Annotated in this window: 15 protein-coding genes and 1 pseudogene; 4 read left to right on the top strand and 12 right to left on the bottom strand. The window is 70.0% G+C overall.

Annotated elements, in window-relative coordinates:
- From ADL12_RS23850 to solA, 9 genes are all read right to left on the bottom strand, one after another.
- Entirely contained in the window at positions 1–1,491 is a 1,491-nt protein-coding gene (locus ADL12_RS23850; protein WP_062704925.1) for an NAD-dependent succinate-semialdehyde dehydrogenase, read from the bottom strand.
- Between the two features lie 41 nt (positions 1,492–1,532).
- Positions 1,533–2,813, bottom strand: a complete 1,281-nt coding sequence (locus ADL12_RS23855) for an NAD(P)/FAD-dependent oxidoreductase (RefSeq protein ID WP_062704927.1) — start codon at positions 2,811–2,813, stop codon at positions 1,533–1,535.
- Positions 2,814–2,969: 156 nt separating this feature from the next.
- On the bottom strand, positions 2,970–3,836 hold the full coding sequence (locus ADL12_RS23860; RefSeq protein ID WP_062704929.1) for an ABC transporter permease: 867 nt from the start codon (positions 3,834–3,836) through the stop codon (positions 2,970–2,972).
- A complete protein-coding gene (locus tag ADL12_RS23865) occupies positions 3,833–4,726 on the bottom strand; it encodes an ABC transporter permease (RefSeq protein ID WP_062704931.1) in 894 nt (297 codons plus the stop codon). Before ADL12_RS23865 ends, ADL12_RS23860 begins: the two co-directional genes overlap by 4 nt.
- A gap of 3 nt (positions 4,727–4,729) precedes the next feature.
- Positions 4,730–5,869 carry an ABC transporter ATP-binding protein gene (locus ADL12_RS23870; protein WP_062704933.1) on the bottom strand — a complete coding sequence of 380 codons (1,140 nt, stop codon included), beginning with the start codon at positions 5,867–5,869 and terminating at the stop codon, positions 4,730–4,732.
- Entirely contained in the window at positions 5,862–6,971 is a 1,110-nt protein-coding gene (locus ADL12_RS23875) for an ABC transporter substrate-binding protein (RefSeq protein ID WP_062704934.1), read from the bottom strand. Before ADL12_RS23875 ends, ADL12_RS23870 begins: the two co-directional genes overlap by 8 nt.
- 52 nt (positions 6,972–7,023) lie before the next feature.
- A complete protein-coding gene (locus tag ADL12_RS55660; RefSeq protein ID WP_208614603.1) occupies positions 7,024–7,161 on the bottom strand; it encodes a hypothetical protein in 138 nt (45 codons plus the stop codon).
- Between the two features lie 180 nt (positions 7,162–7,341).
- Entirely contained in the window at positions 7,342–8,022 is a 681-nt protein-coding gene (locus ADL12_RS23880) for a haloacid dehalogenase type II (RefSeq protein ID WP_062704936.1), read from the bottom strand.
- Positions 8,023–8,134: 112 nt separating this feature from the next.
- Positions 8,135–9,271, bottom strand: coding sequence for an N-methyl-L-tryptophan oxidase (gene solA / locus ADL12_RS23885; protein ID WP_062704938.1), 1,137 nt, complete (start codon positions 9,269–9,271; stop codon positions 8,135–8,137).
- 326 nt (positions 9,272–9,597) lie between these two features.
- Between solA and ADL12_RS23890 the strand changes: the two genes are divergently transcribed.
- From ADL12_RS23890 to trpC, 4 genes are all read left to right on the top strand, one after another.
- Positions 9,598–11,172: a PucR family transcriptional regulator gene (locus tag ADL12_RS23890; protein ID WP_482262351.1), complete on the top strand. Its 1,575-nt coding sequence runs from the start codon at positions 9,598–9,600 to the stop codon at positions 11,170–11,172.
- Positions 11,173–11,631: 459 nt separating this feature from the next.
- Entirely contained in the window at positions 11,632–13,155 is a 1,524-nt protein-coding gene (locus ADL12_RS23895) for an ABC transporter substrate-binding protein (RefSeq protein ID WP_062704942.1), read from the top strand.
- 6 nt (positions 13,156–13,161) lie between these two features.
- On the top strand, positions 13,162–15,003 hold the full coding sequence (locus tag ADL12_RS23900) for an ABC transporter permease subunit (protein WP_079052237.1): 1,842 nt from the start codon (positions 13,162–13,164) through the stop codon (positions 15,001–15,003).
- A 243-nt stretch (positions 15,004–15,246) separates the two neighbouring features.
- Positions 15,247–16,032: an indole-3-glycerol phosphate synthase TrpC gene (gene trpC / locus ADL12_RS23905; RefSeq protein ID WP_062704945.1), complete on the top strand. Its 786-nt coding sequence runs from the start codon at positions 15,247–15,249 to the stop codon at positions 16,030–16,032.
- Positions 16,033–16,195: 163 nt separating this feature from the next.
- On the opposite strand, the gene ADL12_RS23910 is transcribed toward trpC, so the two are convergent.
- The 3 genes and pseudogenes from ADL12_RS23910 to ADL12_RS23920 form a co-directional block, all read right to left on the bottom strand.
- The gene (locus ADL12_RS23910; RefSeq protein ID WP_062704947.1) at positions 16,196–16,927 is read right to left on the bottom strand and encodes a FadR/GntR family transcriptional regulator; all 732 of its coding nucleotides are present in this window, start codon (positions 16,925–16,927) and stop codon (positions 16,196–16,198) included.
- A 585-nt stretch (positions 16,928–17,512) separates the two neighbouring features.
- Positions 17,513–19,654: a beta-galactosidase gene (locus ADL12_RS23915; protein ID WP_062704949.1), complete on the bottom strand. Its 2,142-nt coding sequence runs from the start codon at positions 19,652–19,654 to the stop codon at positions 17,513–17,515.
- 100 nt (positions 19,655–19,754) lie between these two features.
- A pseudogene (locus ADL12_RS23920) lies at positions 19,755–21,510 on the bottom strand (cellulase family glycosylhydrolase).
- Between the last annotated feature and the right edge of the window lie 92 nt (positions 21,511–21,602).

Below are 21,602 nucleotides of genomic sequence, written 5' to 3' on the forward strand. Positions count from 1 at the left end.
TCAGGCCCCGACGGGGACGGCTATGTACTTGTACTCCAGGAACTCGTCGATGCCGACACGGCCGCCTTCGCGGCCCAGGCCGGACTGCTTGACGCCGCCGAAGGGCGCGGCGGGGTTGGAGACCAGTCCGGTGTTGAGGCCGATCATGCCGCTTTCGAGGCGTTCGCTGACGCGCAGGGCACGGTCGAGGTTCTGGGTGAACAGGTAGGTGGCCAGACCGAATTCGGTGTCGTTGGCGGCCGCGACGGCCTCGTCCTCGGTCTCGAAGGTACGGATCGCGGCGACGGGGCCGAAGATTTCGGTGTCGATGATCGCCGACTCGGGGGCGATGCCGGTGAGGACGGTGGGCGGGTAGAAGCAGCCCGGCCCTTCGGGGAGTTCACCGCCGGTCAGGACGGTGGCGCCGCGCTTGACGGCGTCCCGCACCAGGTCGTGGGCCTTGCTGCGACCGGCGATGTCGATGAGGGGGCCGACGTCGGTGCCGGGTTCGGTGCCGGGCCCGACCTTCAGAGCGGCCATGCGGGCGGCGAGGCGGGAGGCGAACTCCTCGGCGACCGAGGTGTGGACGAAGATGCGGTTGGCGGCGCAGCAGGATTCGCCCATGTTGCGCATCTTGGCGACCATGGTGCCTTCGATGGCCACGTCGAGGTCGGCGTCGTCGAAGACGATGAGGGGAGCGTTGCCGCCCAGTTCCATGGAGGTGCGGATGACGGTGTCGGCGCACTGGGCCAGCAGGATCCGGCCGACCTGGGTGGAGCCGGTGAAGGAGAGCTTGCGGATCTTCCCCCAGCCTCCGGCCGGGGGGACCCCCATTTCGCTTCGCTCCCCGCGCAGGAGGGGTTCGACGACGCCGGCGGCGTCGGTGGTGGTGACGATGTTGAGCACTCCGGCCGGCAGACCCGCTTCGGTGAGGATCTCCGCCAGGGCGAGGCTGGCCAGGGGGGTCTGGGGGGCGGGTTTGAGGACGATGGTGCAGCCGGCGGCGATGGCGGGGCCGATCTTGCGGGTGCCCATCGCCAGGGGGAAGTTCCAGGGGGTGATCAGCAGGCAGGGGCCGACGGGCTGACGGGTGACCAGCAGACGGTTCTTGCCGTCGGGGGCGGTCATCATGCCGCCGTCGATACGGACGGCTTCCTCGGAGAACCAGCGGAAGAACTCCGCGGCGTAGGCGACTTCGGCACGCGCCTCGGCCAGGGGCTTGCCCATCTCCAGGGTCATCAGCAGCGCGAGGTCCTCGGTGCGCGCGATGATGATGTCGTAGGCGCGGCGCAGGATCTCGCTGCGCACCCGGGGTGCGGTGGCGGCCCAGGCGGCCTGCGCGGCGACCGCCGCCTCGACGGCACGCCGGCCGTCGGCGGGTGAGGCGTCGGCGACCTGGCACAGTTCCTCGCCGGTGGCCGGGTTGTCGACGGGCAGGGTCCGGCCGGACTCGGCGTCCAGCCAGCGACCGCCGATGAACAGCTGCTTGGGAACATCACGGACGACAGTCATCGTGGGTATCTCCTTGTATGGGTAGAGGGGCTGCCGACCGGTCAGCGGAGGCGGTCCAGCGTCTTGTAGTAGGCGCCCGCGAAGGGCAGGAACCAGGCGGTGCCGTTGTAGAGGGGGATGCGGGACGGGGCCAGGTCGCGGACGGGGCTGACCTCGGGGTGGCCGTCCATCACCTCGGCCATGACCTGCCCCATGTGCGTGGCCATCTGCACGCCGTGGCCCGCGTATCCCATGGAGTAGTAGACGCCGTCCTCGGTCTGCCCGGCGTGCACGATGCGGTCCATCGCGAAGCCGACGGAGCCGCCCCACACGTACTCGACCTTCGTCCGGGCGAGTTGGGGGAAGACCTCGCACATCTCACGGAACAGGACGGCCCCGCTCTTCTTGTCCGAGGTGGGGTCGGACGGTGCGAAGCGGGCGCGGCCGCCGAACAGCAGCCGGTTGTCCGGGGTGAGCCGGAAGTAGTGGCAGACCTGGTTGGAGTCGACGATGAGGCGGGCCTTCGGGATGATGTCCCGGGCGAGCTCCTCGCCGAGCGGCTCGGTCACGATGATGAAGCTGCCCACGCAGACCTGCCGGCGGCGCAGCCACGGGAAGTTCTTGTCGGTGTAGGCGTCGGTGGCCATCATGACCTGCCCGGCACGGATCACACCGCGCTCGGTGCTGACCTCGAACCGGCCGGCGGCGGTGCGCCGCACGCCGATGGCCGCGTTGCGCTCGTGGATCTCGACACCGGTGCGCTCGCACGCCTCGGCCATGCCGCGCACGAAGCGGCCGACGTGCAGGGCGGCGCTGAACGGGTCGAGCAGGCCGCCGTGGTAGGCGTCGGATCCGATCTCGGAACGCAGCTCGGACTTACCGACCAGAGTGGTCTCGTGTCCGAAGTACTGGGCCAGGTCGCGCTGTTGGGCCTTCTTGCTCTCGAAGTGGGCGGGGCGGGACGCGACGCCCAGGCGTCCGACGCGGCGGAACTGGCAGTCGATGGACTCCTCGTTCACCAGCCGCTCGACGGTGTCCACGGCCTCGCCGTAGGAGTTGTAGATCTCGCGGGCCCGATCGAGTCCGTACCGGCGGATGGCCTGGCGCACGCCGATGGTGAAGCCCAGGTTGGCCATGCCGCCGTTGCGCGCGGAGGCACCGGAGCCGATCTGGCCCTTCTCGACGAGGGTGACGCGGGCGCCCTTGCGGGCGGAGTGGAGGGCGGTGGACAGACCCGTCAGGCCGGCGCCGATGACCACCAGGTCGGTGTCCTCGGTCAGTGGCTTGCCGGACCGGTCGGGAAACACCCCGGCGGTTTCTATCCAGTAGGGAATCGTCTTCATTGCGGGTCCTCTGGGGGAGTTTCGAAGTGGGGCACGGCCGGTGCCGGCGCAAGGCTCAGGTGAGGGGTTCGGCGGGACCGAGCGAGCCGTTGGCGGTCATGTTCAGCAGCAGGTGCCGCTGAGCGGTGGCCGCGGTCAGCTGAGCGGCGGCAGTGGTCATACGGCCTCACCTCCGGGGTTGGCGACCCCGACCGTGTTCTCGACCGACAGCAGGGATTCCTGCCGTCCGGAGCCGAGCCAGCGCACCAGTGCCACCAGGCCGAGGGCGAGGATCGCGAAGGCGATGAGGATCGCGCTGACTGCGGTCACGCTGGGGTCGATCTCGAAGGTGAGGGAGTTGTAGACCTGCACCGGCAGGGTGACGGTGTCGACGGAGGAGAGGAACTGGGAGATGTAGAACTCGTCGAAGCTGGTGATGAAGGAGAAGATCGCCGCCGCGATCATTCCCGGCGCGGCGAGCGGGAAGGTGATCCGCCGGGCGATGGTCATACGGCCGGCGCCCATGCTGGCGGCTGCGTCCTCCAGGCGTTCGTCGATCCCGCGCAGGGTCGCGATCAGGATGAGCACCGCGATCGGCGAGGCGAGCACGGTGTGGCCCAGGGCGATGGCGAGCGGGCTGCCCAGCATCGCGGCGGGCTCGAAGAGCAGGAACAGCCCGAGTGCGGTGACGATCTGGGGAATGACCAGCGGTCCCAGGACCAGGGCGAAGACCGCCGAGCGCAGCGGCAGTTCGCTGCGGGTCAGCGCGGTCGCCGCGGTCACACCGATGATGAGGGAGAACACGGTGCTCAGGGCGGCGACCAGGGCGCTCAGGGACAGCGCGGCGGGCCACTTGCTGCCGTCGGCGAACAGCGCCTTGTACCAGTTCAGCGTCCACGCCTCCGGCGGGAACGCGGCGAAGGCGTTGCTGCTGAAGGAGGTGACGACGATGACGACGATCGGCAGCGCCAGGAACAGCAGGATCAGGGTGGCGATGGCGGTCAGAGCGATCCGCCCGGCGAGGGTCTTGCGCAGCTCCATCATGACCCACTCCTCTTCTTACGGCTGGCGCCGAGGGAGCTGACGAGCTTGACCAGCAGCAGTCCGGTGAGGGTGAGCACCAGCAGGATGACGCCCTGGGCGGCCGCCCCGTTCCACTGGTTCTCCTTCGTCACCTGCTGGTTGATGAGGGTGGCGATCATCGTCTGGTTGGGTCCGCCCATCAGGGCCGGGGTGATGTAGTAGCCCAGCGACAGGATGAAGCTGAGCAGTCCGGCACTGGCCAGGCCAGGGGCGACCAGCGGCAGGTAGACCCGGCGGAAGATCGTCACGCGTCCCGCGCCCATGCTGGACGCGGCCGCCAGCAGCCGCAGGTCCACACCGCGCATCACCCCGTACAGCAGCAGCACGGTGTAGGGCAGCATCATGGAGGTGGTGCCGATGACCACACCCAGCTCGTTGTAGAGCAGCTGGAACGGCGTCCCCGGTATGGACATGGCGGCCAGGGTCTCGTTCACCAGGCCCTTGTCACCGAGCATGATGATCCAGCCGTACGTGCGTACCAGGGCGCTGACGAAGTGCGGGACGACGACGACCAGCATGGCGAGGCCGGCCCACAGGGGCTTGAGCCGGGAGATCGCCTGGGCCAGGACGAACCCGAAGACGAGGCTGAGCAGCGCCGTCTCCGCGGAGATCCGCAGCGTGGTGAACAGCACCGACAGGTTGACGCCGGTCAGCGCGTCGGCGTACCAGTGCAGCGTGAACGATCCGTCGGCATTCTTCAGGCTGAGGAGCAGCGTGCTGAAGATCGGGTAGACGAACAGCACCAGCAGATAGACGACGACCGGCAGCGCGTAGAGGACCCCGACCCGGGTCTTGCGCGAGGCCAGCAGCTTGCGCGGACGGGCAGGAGCTCCCGCGAGGGTGGCGGCCATGGCTCACCCTCCCTGTTCGTCGGTGAAGAGGTTGACGTCGTCCGCCTCGGCGCTGATCCCGACCCGCTCGCCCGCGACGGGGCCGCGGCCTGCCGGTACCTCCAGGCGCAGCAGCGGCGCGTCACCGCCGTCGATGCGTACGCCGGCACGGACCAGGGTGCCCACGTAGGTGGCGGTCTCCACCGTGCCGGTACAGAAGCCGTCGTCGGTGGCGCAGGCCCGCAGCCGGCCCGGCTGCACGGCGACCTTGACCCGGGTGCCGGAGGCGAGGTCGTGGCGGCGTGCCTTGAGCAGGCCGCCACTCTTGTCGAGGCGGACCAGGGTGTGCTCGTCGGTGTGCTTCTCCACGCGGCCGGGCAGGAAGTTGGCCGCGCCGAGGAAGTCCGCGACGAAGGGGGTCCTGGGCCGCTCGAACAGCTCCCTCGGCGTGTCGAACTGCTCGATCAGGCCGTTGCGCATCACCGCGATCCGGTCCGACATGACCAGCGCTTCTTCCTGATCGTGCGTCACATAGATGACCGTCAGGCCGAGTTCCTGCTGGATGGTCTTGATCTCGACCTGGAGCTGGTCGCGGAGCTTCTTGTCCAGCGCGCCCAGCGGCTCGTCCATGAGGATGACCGGCGGGCGGTAGACCAAGGCCCGGCACAGGGCGACACGCTGCTGCTGACCGCCGGACAGCTCGCGCGGCTTGCGGCCGCCGAAGCCGGACAGGCCGGCGATCTCCAGCGTTTCCGCGACGCGCCTGCGGATCTCGTCCTTCGGTACTCCGCGCAGCGTGAGCGGGAAGGCGACGTTCTCCTGCACGGTCATGTGCGGGAAGAGCAGGTACTGCTGGAAGACGAAACCCAGGCCCCGCTTCTGCGGGGCGAGCCGGGTGACGTCGCGGCCCCCCACGGTGATGGTGCCGGAGTCGGGTTCGCAGAACCCGGCGATCATCATCAGGGTCGTGGTCTTGCCCGACCCGGAGGAGCCGAGGAAGGTGACGAACTCGCCGGCCGCGATCTCCATAGACGCCTCGTCGACGGCGACGACGTCCCCGTACGTCTTGCGCAGGGCCACCACCGACAGCGCTTTGCCGGTCGCGGTGGCCGGCGTGCAGCCGGCCACCGCGACGGACGGTGTGACCACACCGAATTCAGCCACGAGCCCACTCCAACCAGCGCTTGGTGACGGCGGCTTCGTTCTTCAGCCACCACTCGACGTCCGTGTCGAAGCCCTTGTCGTAGTACTGCGGCGCACCGGCGAGTGCGTTGCGCTCGTCCTCGGTGAGCTTCTCGTAGGCCACCGGGGAGGACGGGTTCGACGGGAAGGCCTTGGCCAGGTTGGCCTGGATCTCGGGCCGCAGCGCGAAGTCCATGAGCTGGTAGGCGTTGTCCACGTTGGCCGCGCCCTTGGCGATGGCGTAGCCCTGGAACTGGCGGCGCATGCCGTTGAGCTGCCGTGCGACCGGGACGCCCTGCTTCTGCAGATCGGCGATACGGCCGTCCCAGACGGTGGACATCGTCACCTCCTGGCGGCTGAGGAGCACACCGGGCAGCGGGCCGCTGTCCCAGAACTTCTTGATGTCGGCCCGCAGCCGAGTCAGCACCTTGAAGGCGCGGTCCACATCGAGCGGGTACAGCTTGTCCATGGGCACGCCGTCGGCCAACAGCGCGAACTCCAGCTCCGGCAGGTCACCGTCCGGGCTGACCATCGCGCGGCTGCCCTTGAACGCCCTGGTGTCCCAGAAGTCCGCCCAAGACTCGGGCTTGCGGCCGCCGAAGGCGTCGGTGCGGTACGCCATGCACTGGCCGTAGAAGCTGTGGCCGATGGCATGCTCGGTGATCTGGTTCTCGGGGATCTTCGCGCTCTTCAGGCTCTTGATCCGGTCCGGGTCCAGCGTCTCCAGGGCATCCTGGGCCACATACCTGGTGTGGGACGTCATCGTGATGTTGATGAGGTCGCACTGCGGACGGCCCTGCTTGATCTGGGCGAGCAGCGGGGCGTCGTCGAGGTTGAGCACCTTGACGGCGATCCCGGTCTCCTGCGTGAACGGCGTGTAGATCGCCTTCTGCAGCGCCGCGCCGTAGGAACCGCCGCTGTCGCGGACGACCACCGTCTTGCCGCCCTTCCCACCGGTGCCGGTGGAAGCGCTGCGGCTGGTGCCGGTACCGCAGGCGCTGAGGGCGGTTGCGGCGGCGAGACCCGCCGTGGCTCCGCCGACGCCGCGCAGGAAGAGCCTGCGGTCTATACGGGCGTCTCTCATCGTGTGCCTCCTGGGGGTGGTGCTACGGGGAAAGAAGGACGGCTGGGGGGGGTTAAGGGCGGGGATCCGACTCGCCGGATCCGAGGCCCGCGCCGGAGGTCGGGAGGGTGTCGGGCTGCGTGGCCGTGTCGGGATCCCACGGGACGGCCAGGGCGGCCAGTTCCCCGGGGACGATGGTGAGGCCGTGCATGCCGTAGAAGATCCGACCGTCGGCCGGGGCGTGAACCGCGTGCTCGATCCCGTCGGCCGGGTCGACGATGCGACCGAGGACGTCGCTCTCGGCCCAGCACTTCGAGTTCTACGCGGGCGTCACCGACAAGCTCGGCGGGGTCCTTCGGGGCTGTCCGTGCGGGACGATGTGCGTCGCGCGTCAGATGCCGAGCATCTGGTTGAGCTCGGCCAGGGACTTCACCGGCACGTAGTCGTAGCCGTGGGTGACCGGGTCGTTGCCACGGTCCAGGAGGATGAGGTTGCGGAAGCCCATGTCGTGCATCGGCATCAGGTCGTAGCGGGTGTGCGAGGAGACGTGCACGAAGTCCTCGGGGGACGCGTCGAGCTGGTCGAGCATGTACTCGAACGCGGCGTACCGGGGCTTGTAGTAGCCGGCCTGCTCCGCGGTGTAGACCGCGTGGAAGTCCGCCCCGAGCCGGGGCACGCTCTCCTGAAGGAAGGAGTCGTCGGCGTTGGAGAAGATCACCAGCTTGTAGTTCTCGCCCATCTTCTTCAGCGGCGCCGGCACGTCCGCGTGCGGGCCCCAGCTGCGCACGCCGTCGGCGAACCGCTTGCCCGCGTCCGGGGCCGCCTTGATGCCCCACTTGCGGCAGACCCGCTCGAAGGAGTCCTGCAGCACCTGCTCGTAGGCGTAGTACTCGCCGCGGACCTGGTCGTAGCGGTAGCCGCGGAACTCCCGGATGAACTGGTCCCACTGCTCGGCCGGGATCTGGTCGCCGACGAGCTCACGCGTGATGGGGTTCATCGGCCACTCGATCAACGTGCCGTAGCAGTCGAACGAGACGTACTTCGGGCGGAACTGGAACGAGGGAATGGGCATGGAAGTGCTCCGTTTTCTTGCTTCGGGGAACTGGTTACGGCCGGCGATGGCCACGGGCATGCTCATGACAGAGGTGTCGAGGTGAGGGTGATGCCGTCGACATCGCCGGGGATCAGGCGGCGCCGACTCCTGCCGGAGCGAGGAAGTCGATGGGGTGATCGGTGGTGCCGTCGAGGGCCAGGTCGGCTGCGATCTCACCCATCGCGGGCGAGAACTTGAAGCCGCTGCCGGAGAATCCGGCCATGACGATGATGTCGTCCTCGCCGGGGAGATGACCGACGAGCGGGTTTCCGGAGTCGGTGTAGCCCTCCATGTAGGCCGACATCCTGATGGGGTCGGGGTTCAGGTCGGGCATGAGTTCACCGATGAGCTCGCGGAAGGTGCCGAGTTCTTCGGGGCGGACCGTACGGTCGAGCCGTTCGGGCTCGGGCACCGGCGCATGGTATTTGAAGGAGAGACCGAGCTTGACGGAGATGCCGTCGGGCGACGGGATTCCGAAGCAGTCGTGGGGTGTGCTGCGCACGAACGCGGGGGCCCCGCCCGCGAACCAGTCGTGGCGGGTGGGCAGGTGCCAGGAGCAGACCACCCGGCGGACGTCGACGGTCCGGGGGAGGTCCGGGAGCAGGGTGTTGATCCAGGGGCCCACGGTCACCACGGCGGCGTCCACATGGTCCGTGCCCTGGTCGGTGACGATCTGCACCCCGCCACCCGCCGCGGGGACGACCTCGCGCACCGTGGTGTAGCGGTGCAGCCGGGCACCCAGCTGCTCGGCACGGGCGGCGGCGGCCTGGATCGACGCCTCCGGCCTGATGACGGCGCCCAACCGGTCGAGGACGGCGGTGTGTCCGTCCGGGAGCCGGTGCTGCGGGTAGCGGCGGGCGAGTTCCTCCCGGTCCAGTACCTCGTGATCCAGCCCATGGGCGGCGCTGGTGGAGAGGAGGAGGCGCATGGACGGTGAGGCGGTCTCTCCCATCACGAGGCAGCCGCTGCGCCGTCGCAGCGACCGGCTCGTCTCCGCCTGGAGCTCCTCCCACAGCCCGTCCGCGAGTCGCAGCAGCGGAACGTACCCGGGTTCGCCGAGGTGGGCGGCTCGGAAGATGCGGCTCTCGCCCCCGGCCGCGCCGCGATCGTGACCCGGCGCGTACCGGTCGTAGCCAATGACCTCGGCTCCGCGGGCGGCCAGTCGCCACATGGTCTGGCTGCCCATGCTGCCGGCACCGATCACGGCGACGCGCTTCGGGATGCGCATGAGGTCGCTCCTTTCGATGGTGTGGTCCGTGGCAGTCGGCCCCCAGCATGGTGCGGACACCGTGCGGACCCTTCGAGTTCGGGTCCCGCTGGGGATGGCGTTCACTTTCCGCCCGGGGGAACCTGCAGGTCAACCCACACTGTGTTCCGCCTTGGGGCCTTCTCGAGACGGTCTGTCACTGCGGACGGCCGGGCTCCGCAAAATGCCGGCCCCCCTCTTGTCACGCTGCGTGGCCGGTGCGAGGGTGAGCCCGATCACCTCGGATGAAAGCACCTCCTATGCCGCCCAGACGTCCCGCAAGCGGGCACTTCCCGACCATCACGGAGGTGCTGCGTCTGCCCGTGCTCGCCGAAGGAATGCCACGCGTGCTGGCCGGTGAGTCACAGCTGGACAGCGCGGTGCGCTGGGTGCATGTCACCGAGCTGCTCAATCCCGCCGATTTCCTGGAGGGCGGCGAGCTGGTGCTGACGACCGGCATGCCGTATCCCGAGGACGCCTCCGAGCTGCGCGGCTACGTCGACCAGCTCGCCGACGTCGGCGCGGCCGGCTTGATCGTGGAGCTCGGTTACCGGTACGGCAAGGTACCCGACGAGCTGGTGGCGGCCTGCCGTGCCCGTGAAGTGCCGCTGGTCGAGCTGGCCCGTGGCGTCCGGTTCATCGACGTCACGCAGACGGTGCACGCGCTCATCCTCGACGCGCAGGGCGCACTGCTGCGCCGCGGGAGGGAGATCCAGGACATCTTCACGGCGCTGACACTGCGGGGCGCGACGCCCGAGGAACTGGTGCACACCACGGCGGAGCTCACCGGAGCCCCCGTGGTGCTGGAGGATCTCACCCACCGGGTCCTGATGTGCGAGCTGCTCGGCCGGCCGTACGAGCCGGTGGTGTCGGCCTGGTCGCGGCGTTCGCGGGCCGCCCCGACGCCGGAGAGGATCACGCCGAGCGGCCCGGAGGGGTGGCTGATCGCGCCGGTGCAGGACCACCACGGGCTGTGGGGGCGGCTGGTCCTGCTGGAGGGCCGGCTGAACGCCGAGCCCGACCCGGAACACGTCCTGGTGCTGGAGCGTGCGGCGGTCGCGCTGACCATGGCGCGCCTGGCCGGGCCGGCCTGGTGGGAGCGCCGAGCCCACCGCTCCGTACTGCGGGACCTGTACGAACGGCGTTTCCGCTCCCCCGCGGACGCGCGCGCCCGCGCCGAGGCACTGGGGCTCCCGACCCTCGGGCACCGGCTCTTCGCCTTGGTCATCCGCCACACGTACACCGGCACCGAGGGTGAGCACCTCGACGAACGGATCGCGAAGGCGCTGGCGCAGACCGGCGTCCGCGCCCTGGTCGGCGAGACGGCCCCGGGCCGGATCGGCGTACTTCTGGCACTGGCACAGGCGAGCGCCTGGCAGCCGGTCGCCGAGCGGATCGGCCGTCTGACCCGGGAGGAGCTCGGACCGGAGGCCGTCGTCGCCGTCGGCCCCGGGGTGACCGACCTTGCCGGGATCGCCCGGTCGTGGCAGGAGGCGGAGCAGACGGCCGAGGCCATCACACCGGCCTCCCCGGAGCGGTGGTTCTACGTCCCCGGCGACGTCCGGCTGCCGGAGTTGCTGGGCGTCCTGCGGGAGGACACCCGTCTGCAGCGGTACGCAGAACGGCAACTGACCCGCCTCATCGAGCACGACGACCGCAACAGCGGCGATCTGCTCCCGGCACTGCGCGCCTATCTGGCGGCGGCCGGGAACAAGTCGGTCGCGGCGAAACGCGCCGGCATGTCCCGGCAGGCGTACTACCAGCGCCTCCACACCATCGAACGGCTCCTCGGCTGCGACCTGGAATCAGGTCTGCAGCGCACGTCCCTGCACGTCGCGGTGCTGGTCCTGGACGCGCGAGAAGCATCTGTTCCCGGCGCATGACGAGCACGCCGGCCGTCACGCGGACCAGCCTTGCGGCGACCGGCGCCAGAGGGAGACGCCTTGCCTACGTTCGTCGTGTTCGACCTTGGGTTCACGTCATGGCAGGGGGCGCTCGAGCAGGACTGGGCGCACCGGCGGTGCGGATCCACGCTATAAGCCATGCCTATCAGCGTCCAGGACGCGGGCGCCGGAGCATCGCGGCTCCTCGGCGAAGGCCAGGGCCTCCCGACGCTGTGAACCGCCGTGCGGCGCATCTCGGGGCGGGGTCCGACCGGCTCGTACGACGACCGGTTCGGTCGCAGCAGGTGCCGAACAGCATTGCGAGTCGATCTCATTGGTTGAGAATTAATCTATCGAGGTAGATCAAGTAAGGCTTGCCTTATATGCTGACCCGGCCCCCTTCGCCCCCCTCTGGCGTGCAAGGGATCAGACCATCCTCCCTCGCATGACAGGACCCCCATGCGCACGACCTCCCGCGCTCTCTTCTCGACGCTTGCCCTCACCCCGCTGCTGGCCGGATGCTTCGTGGCCGGCGAACAGGGCTCCGGTTCGGATGCGGAAGGCGGGTCGGCCGGGCGGCTGAGGGTCGCGCTCGCGGTGCCGCCGGTACAGGCGCTGTCGCCCTACAGCAACGACGCCACCGTGCTGAGCAAGCTTTCCGTGGCCGAAGGGCTCACCGCTCTGGACAAGAACGGCGCCGCCGCGCCCGCGCTGGCGAAGTCCTGGACGCAGACCGGCCCCACCACCTGGACCTTCGAGCTGCGCAAGGCCACCTTCCAGGACGGTACGTCGGTCACCGCCGCCTCCGTCGTCAACGCGCTCGACCACGCGGATGCCGCCGAGCCCAAGCCCCGCGTCCTCAGCGACGTCACCCTCACCGCGAAGGTCGAGGACACCGACACGGTCACGATCAGCACCAAGGCCGCCGACCCGGTGCTCCCGCTGCGGCTGGCCAGCCCGGCGCTGGCCATCCTCTCCGGCAAGGCATACGGCAAGGACGGCACGGTCAGCCCCGTCGGCACCGGGACGGGCCCCTTCGAGGTCACGAAGCTGACCGGCAAGTCCAAGGCAGCGCTCGACCGTTACGACGGCTACTGGGGCGGCAAGGCCAAGGCGTCCGGCATCGACGTCACGTGGATAGCCGACGGCACCGCCCGCGCCAACGCGCTGCGCGGCGGCGACGTCGACATCGCCGAGTGGATCCCCACCGCACAGGCCAAGCTGCTGGACGACAAGACCCGTCACGAAGTGCCGTCCGTACGGACCGACAGCCTCGTCCTCAACACCGGCAGCGGCCTCCTCACTGACCCGGCACTGCGCGCGGCCGCCCGGGAGGCCGTGGACGGCTCGGCGCTCGTCGACTCGGTCTTCGGTGGCTACGCCGACCCCGCGCAGGGCCTGTTCGGGCCGGCCGTGCCCTGGGCGGCCGACAAGCGCGTCGACGTCACGGGCCGCGCTGAGGCCGCGACCACCGCCCAGGTCAAGGCCGGAACGAAGGGCAAGACCCTGCGCCTGGCCGCCTACACCAACCGTGCGGAACTGCCGGAGACCGCCACCGTCCTGCAGCAGCAGCTGGAGAAGGCCGGGTTCACCGTGAAGCAGGACGTGCGCGAGTACACGCAGATGGAGGCCGACCTCCTCGCCGGCAAGTACGACGCCCTCGTCTTCTCCCGGGTGACCCTCCTCGACACCGGCGACGCGGTCGCGTACCTGGCGAGCGACTACACGAGCAACGGCGTGTACAACATCGCCGGTCTGAAGGACTCCAAGGTGGACCGGGCCGTCAAGTCCGCAGCCGAGGAGGCCGACATGACGAAGCGACAGCAGAAGACCATGGCGGCCGAGGCGGAGATCCTGCGCACCGACGCCGTCGTGCCGCTGGTCCACGAGAAGGTCGTCCAGGGCATCGCCACCGACGTCGAGGGCGTGCTCCTCGATCCTCGCGAGCGCTCCCTGATCGACATCGACACCCACCTGAAGTAGCAGCCGATGAGCTTCACGCCGGTCGGTACAGAGGCCCGCCCGTCCCGGTGGCGCGCGGGCCTCGGCCGCATCACTGCCGGGGCCGCGCTGCTGACGGCCGTGGCCCTGCTGCCCTGGCTGTCCGGCAACGACCCCGCGCTGACCGTCCTGCGGGCCCGTTCCGCCGACCAGGATCCGGCTCCGGAGCAGCTGGCCGCTGTTCGGGAGCAACTGGGCCTGGACAAGGGGCCGTTCGTGCATCTCGCGCACTGGCTGGGCGGGTTGCCGCGCGGCGACGCGGGCACATCCTGGGTGTCCGGTGAGGAGGTGCTGCCCCAGGTGACGGGTGCCTTCGCGGTCTCCTTCACGCTGATGCTCGGGGCACTCGTGGTCACCATCGCGGTCTCCGCGCTGGTCAGTGCCCGCACCCTGTATCTCGGCTCCCGGCGACGGCTGCACCGGGGGAGAGGGACCATCGGGGTCGCCGTCTTGGCCGCGCTGCCCAAGTTCCTGCTCGCCTCGCTCCTCGCCACCGTATGCGGGGTGTGGCTGGGCTGGTTGCCGTCCAGTGGATGGGAGGGGCCGGCGTCGATGGTGCTGCCTGCGCTCGCCCTCGGAGTCCCGTCCGGGGCGATGATCGGCGGTCTGCTCGACCAGTCGCTGCCCGCCGCCTTCAACGAGCCGTGGGCTCGGACCTGGCACGCCTACGGGTTCGCGCCCGGCCGCGTCGCCCGGCACGCGCTGCGCCGCACCCTGGCCGGTGTGCTCCCGCAGCTCCTGCCGACCGTCGTGGGCCTGGTCGGTGGCGCCGTCGCGGTGGAGAAGATCTTCAACATCCCCGGGCTCGGCCGCCTCGCCCTGGACTCCGCCATCGCCCAGGACCTCCCGCCCCTGCAGACCACGACACTCGCCCTCATCCTGCTCGGCGTCGTCGCCGGCCTCCTCATCCAGGCCCTGCGCCGCGCACTGCTCGGCCCGGCCCTGCGGGACGGGGCCCTGCCCGCCCTGCACGCACCCGCCCTTTCCCGGGGGCGCCTCACCCGCTGGGCCGCCGCTGCTTGTGCCCTCGCCCTGCTCACCCTGGTCACCGCCGGATTGCTACGCGATCCCCTCCACGTCGACACGGCGGCCCGACTGCTCCCGCCCTCAGCCGTACACCCCTTGGGCACGGACGCGCTCGGCCGCGATCTGCTGGCCCGGTTGGGCCACGGAGCGCTGCGCACGGTAGGAGTGGCCCTCGTGGTGACCGCGGTGTGCACGCTCACCGGGCTGATGCTCGGCACGGCGGCGCAGGTCGGCGCAGGGCTCACGGAAGTGGTGTCGACGATGCCGGCGGTCCTCGCCGGGCTGTTGACCTCCGCGGTGACCGGCCCGTCCGCCTGGGGTGCCGCCCTCGCGGTCTGCCTGGTCGGCTGGACCCCCTACGCCGCCCAGGCCGCGGCCTTGCTGGAACAGGAGCGGGCCAGTGGCCACATGCTCGCTTCCGTCTCCTTCGGCGCCGGCCCCGGTTATCTCCTCCGCTACCACCTGCTGCCCGCAGTACTGCCGTCCGTACTGCGCAACGCACTCCTGCGCCTGCCCACCACGGTCCTCGTGCTGGCCTCTCTCGGCTTCCTCGGTCTTGGTGAGCAGCCACCCACGGCGGAGTGGGGCCGTCTTCTGTCGGAGAACCAGCCGTACGTGGAACTGGCGCCCTGGACCGTACTCGGGCCGGCCTGCGCACTCGTCCTGCTCTCCGTTCTCGCCCTCTCCGGCACGGGCGCCGTGGCTGCGCGCCGGCCGGCGTCCGCCCTGACTTCTGGTGGAAGAGGCGCATACAAGGAGGGCAGGATCAGGGCCGGGCGAACTGAAGCCGAGTCGGTTGCGTGACGTTCGGCCGCAGCGCCGTCCCGGTGATGTCGTGAGGCCTGATGAGCCAGGCGCCACGATTCCCGGTTCGCGCTCACGCTTCCTCATGGATGGCCGCCGGCAGGCGGGGGATGGTCGCCGCTACGCACGCCATGATCGATCCGAACAGCCTGCGTGCGAGCATGACTTGGACATGGGTGACGGACGGGCTCACACAAGCCGGGGGACGTCCGCAGTGGCAGACGATTCGACAAGGAGAGGACGATGAGCGTTCTCGACGGGATCCTCGCGGGAGTTCGCGAGGACCTGGAACAGCGCAAGCGTGCGACGCCGTTGGCGGAGCTGCGCTCCCGGGCAGCGGACGCGGCACCCGCGCTCGACCCCCTGCCCGCCTTCCGCGCGCCTGGGGTGTCCATCATCGCCGAGGTGAAGCGAAGGAGCCCCAGCAAGGGCGAGCTGGCAGACATCCCCGACCCTGCGTCCCTCGCGGCCCAGTACGCGGCCGGGGGCGCCGCTGCGATCAGCGTGCTGACCGAGAGCCGGCGTTTCGGCGGCTCCCTCGCCGATCTGGACGCCGTACGTGCCCGGGTCGACGTGCCCGTCCTGCGCAAGGATTTCATCGTCGACCCCTATCAGCTGTGGGAAGCTCGCGCGCACGGCGCCGATCTTGCGCTTCTCATGGTCGTGTCGCTTGACGACGGCCGGCTCGCCGACTTGATGGGACTGTGCAAGGAGTTGGGGCTCACGCCGCTCGTGGAGGCGCACACGGCCGACGAAGTGCGGCGCGCTGCCGCCGCAGGAGCTGAGCTTCTCGGAATCAACGCGCGGGACCTGACAACCCTGGACGTGGATCGCACAGTGTTCGCCGACCTCGTGACGGGCATCCCCGACGGCACGGTCAGGGTCGCGGAGTCAGGAGTGACGGGCCCGAAGGATGTCGCGGAGTACCGCGGTTGGGGAGCCGACGTGGTACTGGTCGGCGAGGCACTGGTCCGCTCGGGGGACCCGCGCAGCGCCGTGCGCGAGTTCATCGGGGCTGCCGGGGCGTGAGGGTATACGGCTCGGCCAATGGCACGCCTGGAAATGCCGAGCCGAGCCACGCTCCGTGGCCGGTCCTCGGCCTCGGCGGGCCGCTGGCCGATCATCACCTCGGTGTGACGTACCCGCTCGCATCCCGGTCGGCGATCACCGGGCGGCGTCTCCAGCGCTCATGTCAACGGTGTGCACCGGTTGCCGGAGGAGCAACCTGCCGCAGGTCGGTGGTCCTCAGATGCTCTCGCAGCCACTGCTCGGTGTGGTTCACGTGCATCAGTGCGGCGGCATGGCTCAGGACAGCGTCACGGGCGGACAGGGCGTCGTAGATCGCCTCGTGTTCCGCGAGGGTCCTCCCCGCGGCCTGGTCGTCGACGAGGCCGCGCCAGATGCGGGCGCGCAGGGTACGGCCCGAAATGCCTTCCAGCAGGGTGAGCAGCGTTTCGTTGCCCGTGGCCGAGACGACGGCGTGGTGGAACGCCGCGTCGTGCGCGTTGAGCCGTTCGACGTCGTCGCGCGCCGCTCGCATGGCGTCCAGGTGCTGCTTCACCTCTGCCAGCTGGTCGTCGGAGATCCGGGTGGCGGCGAGTGCGGTGGCGGCCGGTTCCAGGAGCCGGCGCACCTCCATCAGGTCCAGCAGCGCCGCCGAGTCGCTCTGCAGCAGTTCCACCGCGCCGCCGAGGCCTTCCAGCAGCAGGCTCGGCTGGAGGCTGGTCACGTATGTGCCGTCGCCCCGTCGCACTTCGAGAACGCGGGCGACGGCAAGTGCTTTCACAGCCTCGCGGGCCAGGTTCCGGGACAGGCCCAGCTGGACCGCCAGCTCCGGCTCCGGCGGCAACTTCGAACCCGGTGCCAGCGCCCCGGTGCGGATCAGCTCACGGATCTGCTCGATCGCCTTGTCCGTCAGAGACAACGCCCACCCCTTCCGTCTCCGGAGTGTTCTCCGCGCTGTTCGGCGTGGGTACGTCCGGCCTGATCAAATCCTGGGTGCGAAGGTCGTCCCGGACACCTTCCGCTGCTGATCCCTCATCCCCAAAGTGACACTGATGATACTGGGATGGCTGAAAGGGAAGGCGATCGCGGCGGCGGGCGGGGTGACGTGGTCTGGGGGGCGTTCTGGGGAGGCCGGCCGAGCCGGCGTTCGCCGCCGAGCTGATCGTCAGCGAGCTGGTCACCTGCACAGGACCCCCGTCTTCGACGAGGGCGGACACGGCCTGCTGCTCGTCGCCCAGGTCACCGAGCGTTGGGGCAGTCGGCAGGGGGCGAGGAGATGAGGTGACTCCGCATGCATGCGCCCACCCGATCGACACCACTCGTGAGCCGCCATTCCGGCACCCGAGCCATGGGTGCCGGAATGGCGGCGGAAGATCGCCGCCGGCTCACTCCACTGCGGCTGCGCTCCTACGGAGACGGCGGCACGCCACTCACAGGTGCCGGCGACGGTGATCCGCTCTGGAGTCGCCGGCACGCGAGGCTTCCCGGGCCGCGGTGGCCGGCGTCACCGGTCTGCCGTGGGAGTCCCCGGTGCGGCGGCGAGGACGCGGACGTCCCAGGCGCCGAGCCGCACGGGTGTACCGGCCGGGATCACGCTGCCGTCCAGGGCGTCGGTCAGGTCCACCGGGGCCTGGGCGGTGGCCGGCTGCCAGTTCCAGTTGTGGACGACGTGGACGCGCCGGCCGTCGGGGGCGGTGCCGGTGGCGACGGTGACCGAGTCCGGCAGGCCCTGCCAGCCGCAGCACGGGGAGGGGGCGAGCCAGGCGGCGAGCGCACGGGCCAGATCGCGGCCGGGCACGGTGCCGACACAGGTGATGCGCCCCGCGCCGTGGCGGCGGGTGGTGACGGCGGGCCAGCGCCCGAAGTGCGGGTGGTCGTACTCGGCGAGGACGTCGGCGTCCTCGACGGCCAGGCCCTCCACCCAGCGGGTGGCCACCGCGCCGTCCGGGAGCCGCAGCGGGCTGTCCGGCGCGGTGCGCAGCGGCAGGTCGGCGTGGAGGTTGCTGAACTCGTCGTACCGGACGCCCGCGGCCTGAACCAGCCGCGCCGGTGCCACCTCGTGGCGCGCCCGCGCCTCGTGGTCGCCGTAGCCGGTCCGGGGGCCGAGGACGAGGTGGCCGCCCGCCTCCGCGTAGGCGCCGAGCCAGTCGAGCGTCCCGTCGTCCGCCACGTACAGCGCGGGGGCGATGAGTATGGGGTGCAGCTCGGCCGCCGACTCCGGTGACAGCCCCGGGCGTTCGCCGCGCGGATCGTGCAACTGGCGGGCGTGCAGGATCCGTACCTGGCGCCCCGCCTCGAACGCGCCCCGGTAGAACGGGTCGAAGATGCCCTCGTACGCACCCGCGTCAGGACCGCCGTCGGGACCGGCGAGCGGCGGGTGCTTGCGCATCAGCCACTTGCTCGGCGCCGAGTACACCATCGCGATGTCGGCGTCCGGTGTGATCCCGGCGACCAGGTCCCCGGCCCGTTCGAACTCGGCGCCCAGCCGGGCGAGTTCACCGTAGGCGCGTCCCGGTCGTCCGCTGTGCGGAAGGATCCCTCCCCAGTACGTCTCGGTGCCGAAGTGCAGCGTGTGCCAGTGCCAGTACTCGATCATGCGGGCTCCACGCGCGACCAGCGCCCACGCGGCCTGCCGCCACTGCCCGTCGAAGGCGGGCCGGTTGTCCGAAGGACCGCCGATGGCCTGGGCGTTGGTCTCCGTGATCAGGAATGGCTCCTGGCGCGAGGAGTAGATCCGGTCGGCGCTGTGGTGCAGGGCCCACGCGCCGTAATCCATCCACTGCCCCGGCAGCTTCTCGTGCGGCGGCTCGGGCATGGTGAGGCTGTCCTGCATGTCGTAGTACGGGTTGCCCGCGGTGACGTCCAGGCCGTCGGTGAGCGCGTCGTCCTCCAGGCCGGGAGACCAGTAGGCCAGGCACGTGGTGACGAACTGGCCGGGCCTGGCGTACTCGCGCACGATGCCGGCCTGCCAGGCGATGAACTCGGTGGTCTGGCGTGCCTGGAACGCCTGCCAGGCCAGGTCGTACTGCGGCTGCGCGTTGCCCTCCGGCTTCCACAGGTCGGCCCAGGTGGACAGCCGGTGCGACCAGTACACGAGCCCCCACTCGCGGTTGAGGGTCTCGACGTCGCCGTACTGCTGCCGCAGGTCGTCGACGAACCGCTGGAAGACACCGTGGTTGTGCGGCAGTCGCGGGCCGGGCTCGTTGTCGACCTGGAAGCCGATGACCGCGGGGTGGGCGGCGTAACGGGCCGCGATCGCGCGGATCACCCGCTCCCCGTGGAAACGGAAGGCCGGGTGCGTGATGTCGACCTCCTGCCGGCCGCCCCACGCGGCGCGGTGCCCGGTGGCGTCCTCGGCGGCGATCTCCGGGTACTGCCGGGCCAGCCACGGCGGCACCGCGTAGGTGGGAGTGCCGAGGACGACCGAGATGCCGTGCTCGTGGGCGCCGTCGAGCACGGGTTGCAGCCAGTCGAGCTCGAAGCGCCCGTTCTCCGGCTCCCAGGTGGACCAGACCGACTCGCCGACGCGGATGACGGTGAACTTCGCCTCCGCCATGAGATCGAGGTCGGTCTTGAGCCGCTCGTACGGCTGGTACTCGTGGTAGTAGGCGGCGCCGAACAGGACGCGCGCGGGCAGATGGGTCATGCGGGGTCCTTGAGGAGAGGGAGAGGAGACGGATGGGTCCCGGCCGCAGGGATCCGGTCGTGGATCCCTGCGGCCGGGACGGGGATGTGGTGGTGGGTGTTCAGGAGGTCGAGCCGGTCACGGACGTACCGGACTTGGTCACGTGGTAGGTGATCTTGGCGCCGCTGTAGAAGTGGAAGGTCAGCGTCACCGGTGCGCCGTCACGCAGTGAGCCGAGGAACTTGTCGGTGAGGGTGATGGTGTTGTTCGCGTAGCCGGGGGTGAAGGAGACGTTGAACTCCTGGTACGACGTCCAGTCGGAGGGGCCGGCGTTGCTGCCGTCGGCGTACTTGGCCGCCATCGTGGCGAGCTGGTCGCCACGGAACTGGGTCGGTATGGGCAGCGAGTTGCTGGTTCCCGTCGCGTTCGCCTGTTGTGGGGTGTCGTACGTCGTCACATGGATCTTCCAGGGCAGGCCCTTGGAGAACCGGGCCTGGATCGTGGCGTTGACCCCGTAGTTGCGATCGCCGGTCAGTCGGGTCAGTGCGTCGGCCGTGAGGGTGAGCTGATTGCCGGAGACGGTGTAGTCCCGTCCCCGGACCAGCTCTGTGTTGCCGTGCCACAGGCCCTGGAAGCTGGTGCCGTTGGCGTTGAGCGTGAGCGTCTGGGCCGTGATCGGGCTCGACTTCGGCACGAAGACGTTGTCGAAGGAGGTCGTTCCCGAGCGGGTGGTCCAGCTGGACTTGATCCAGGCGAACAGCTCGGGGTCCGTCCACTTCAGGGTGTCCCGGTTCAGGTAGGCCCAAGTACCGGGGTCCCACAGGGCGGTGGTGACGCCGGCCTGCCGCGCCGCGTAGCCGAGGTGCTCGTAGTACTTCAGCGCTTCACCCCGCTCGATGCGGTCGGGGTGGTTGTGGTCGGGGAAGCCGAGCAGACCGTACTCACCGACGTAGACGGGGATGCCCCTGGCGACGAAGGTGTCACGCATACGGGCGAAGGCGTCGGTCAGGTCCTTCTGAGCGGCGTCGTCGTAGCGGGTGCCGCCCGCGATGTTCACGCTGAAGGGGTACCAGCTGTAGTAGTGCACGGTGGCGACCAGATTGCTGTCGCGCAGTGCGCCGATCGTGGTGGACAGGTCGTCCATGAGGGGCTGGGAGGGGGTGCCGGCCTGTGTGGGCAGGACCAGCAGGCGGTCGGTGTTCCCGCCGCCCGAAGAGCGGACGATCTTGTGGAAGGAGGTGTTCAGCTCGTTCAGGAGCTGGGTCTTCTGCGCGTCCGTGGCGTTGTCGAAGACCGGCTCGTTGACGCTCTCGAAGAGGAGCATGCGCGGCTCGTCCCGGAACGTCGAGGAGATCTGGGTCCAGGTGGCGTTGAAGCGAGCGAGCACGTTGTCGTGGTCGGTGGGCATCTTCGATATCCACTGCCACGAGTCGTGGTGGACGTTGAGCACGACGTACAGGCCGTCGGCCAGCGCCCAGTCGACCACCTGCTTGACGCGGCTCATGTACGTGGCGTCGATGGTGTAGGGGGCGGTGGCGGACTTTGGTGGTCGGTCCAGGTCACCGGGATGCGGACGCTGCGGTAGCCCTGCGCCCGGAGGGTGTCGAACAGGTCTTTGGCGACCTTCGGGTTGCCCCAGGACGTCTCGTCGGGAATGGCGTCCAGGGTGTTGCCCAGGTTCCAGCTGGGCTCCATCGCGGCGACGGCGTCCGTGGCCGACGCCGGAACGAGCACCTTCTTCGGGCGGCCTCGGCGGCAGGAGTGGTGAGCGCGGTGCCGAGGGTCAACCCGATGGCGGCGACCAGTGCGAGCAGCAGGGTCGTCAGGCGCCTTGCTGCGCCGCCAGGACGGCGCGGGGCTTTGTGCGGCTCTCTCATGTCCCTTGTGCCTTTCTGAATGGTTGGGGGCGCTCCGCCTGCGGGACGTGCGTACAGGCGGAAAACAAGGGGAGTGGGGGATGGGGGAGCGG

Origin of the sequence: Streptomyces regalis (assembly GCF_001509475.1) — a bacterium.
GTDB lineage: Bacteria > Actinomycetota > Actinomycetes > Streptomycetales > Streptomycetaceae > Streptomyces > Streptomyces regalis.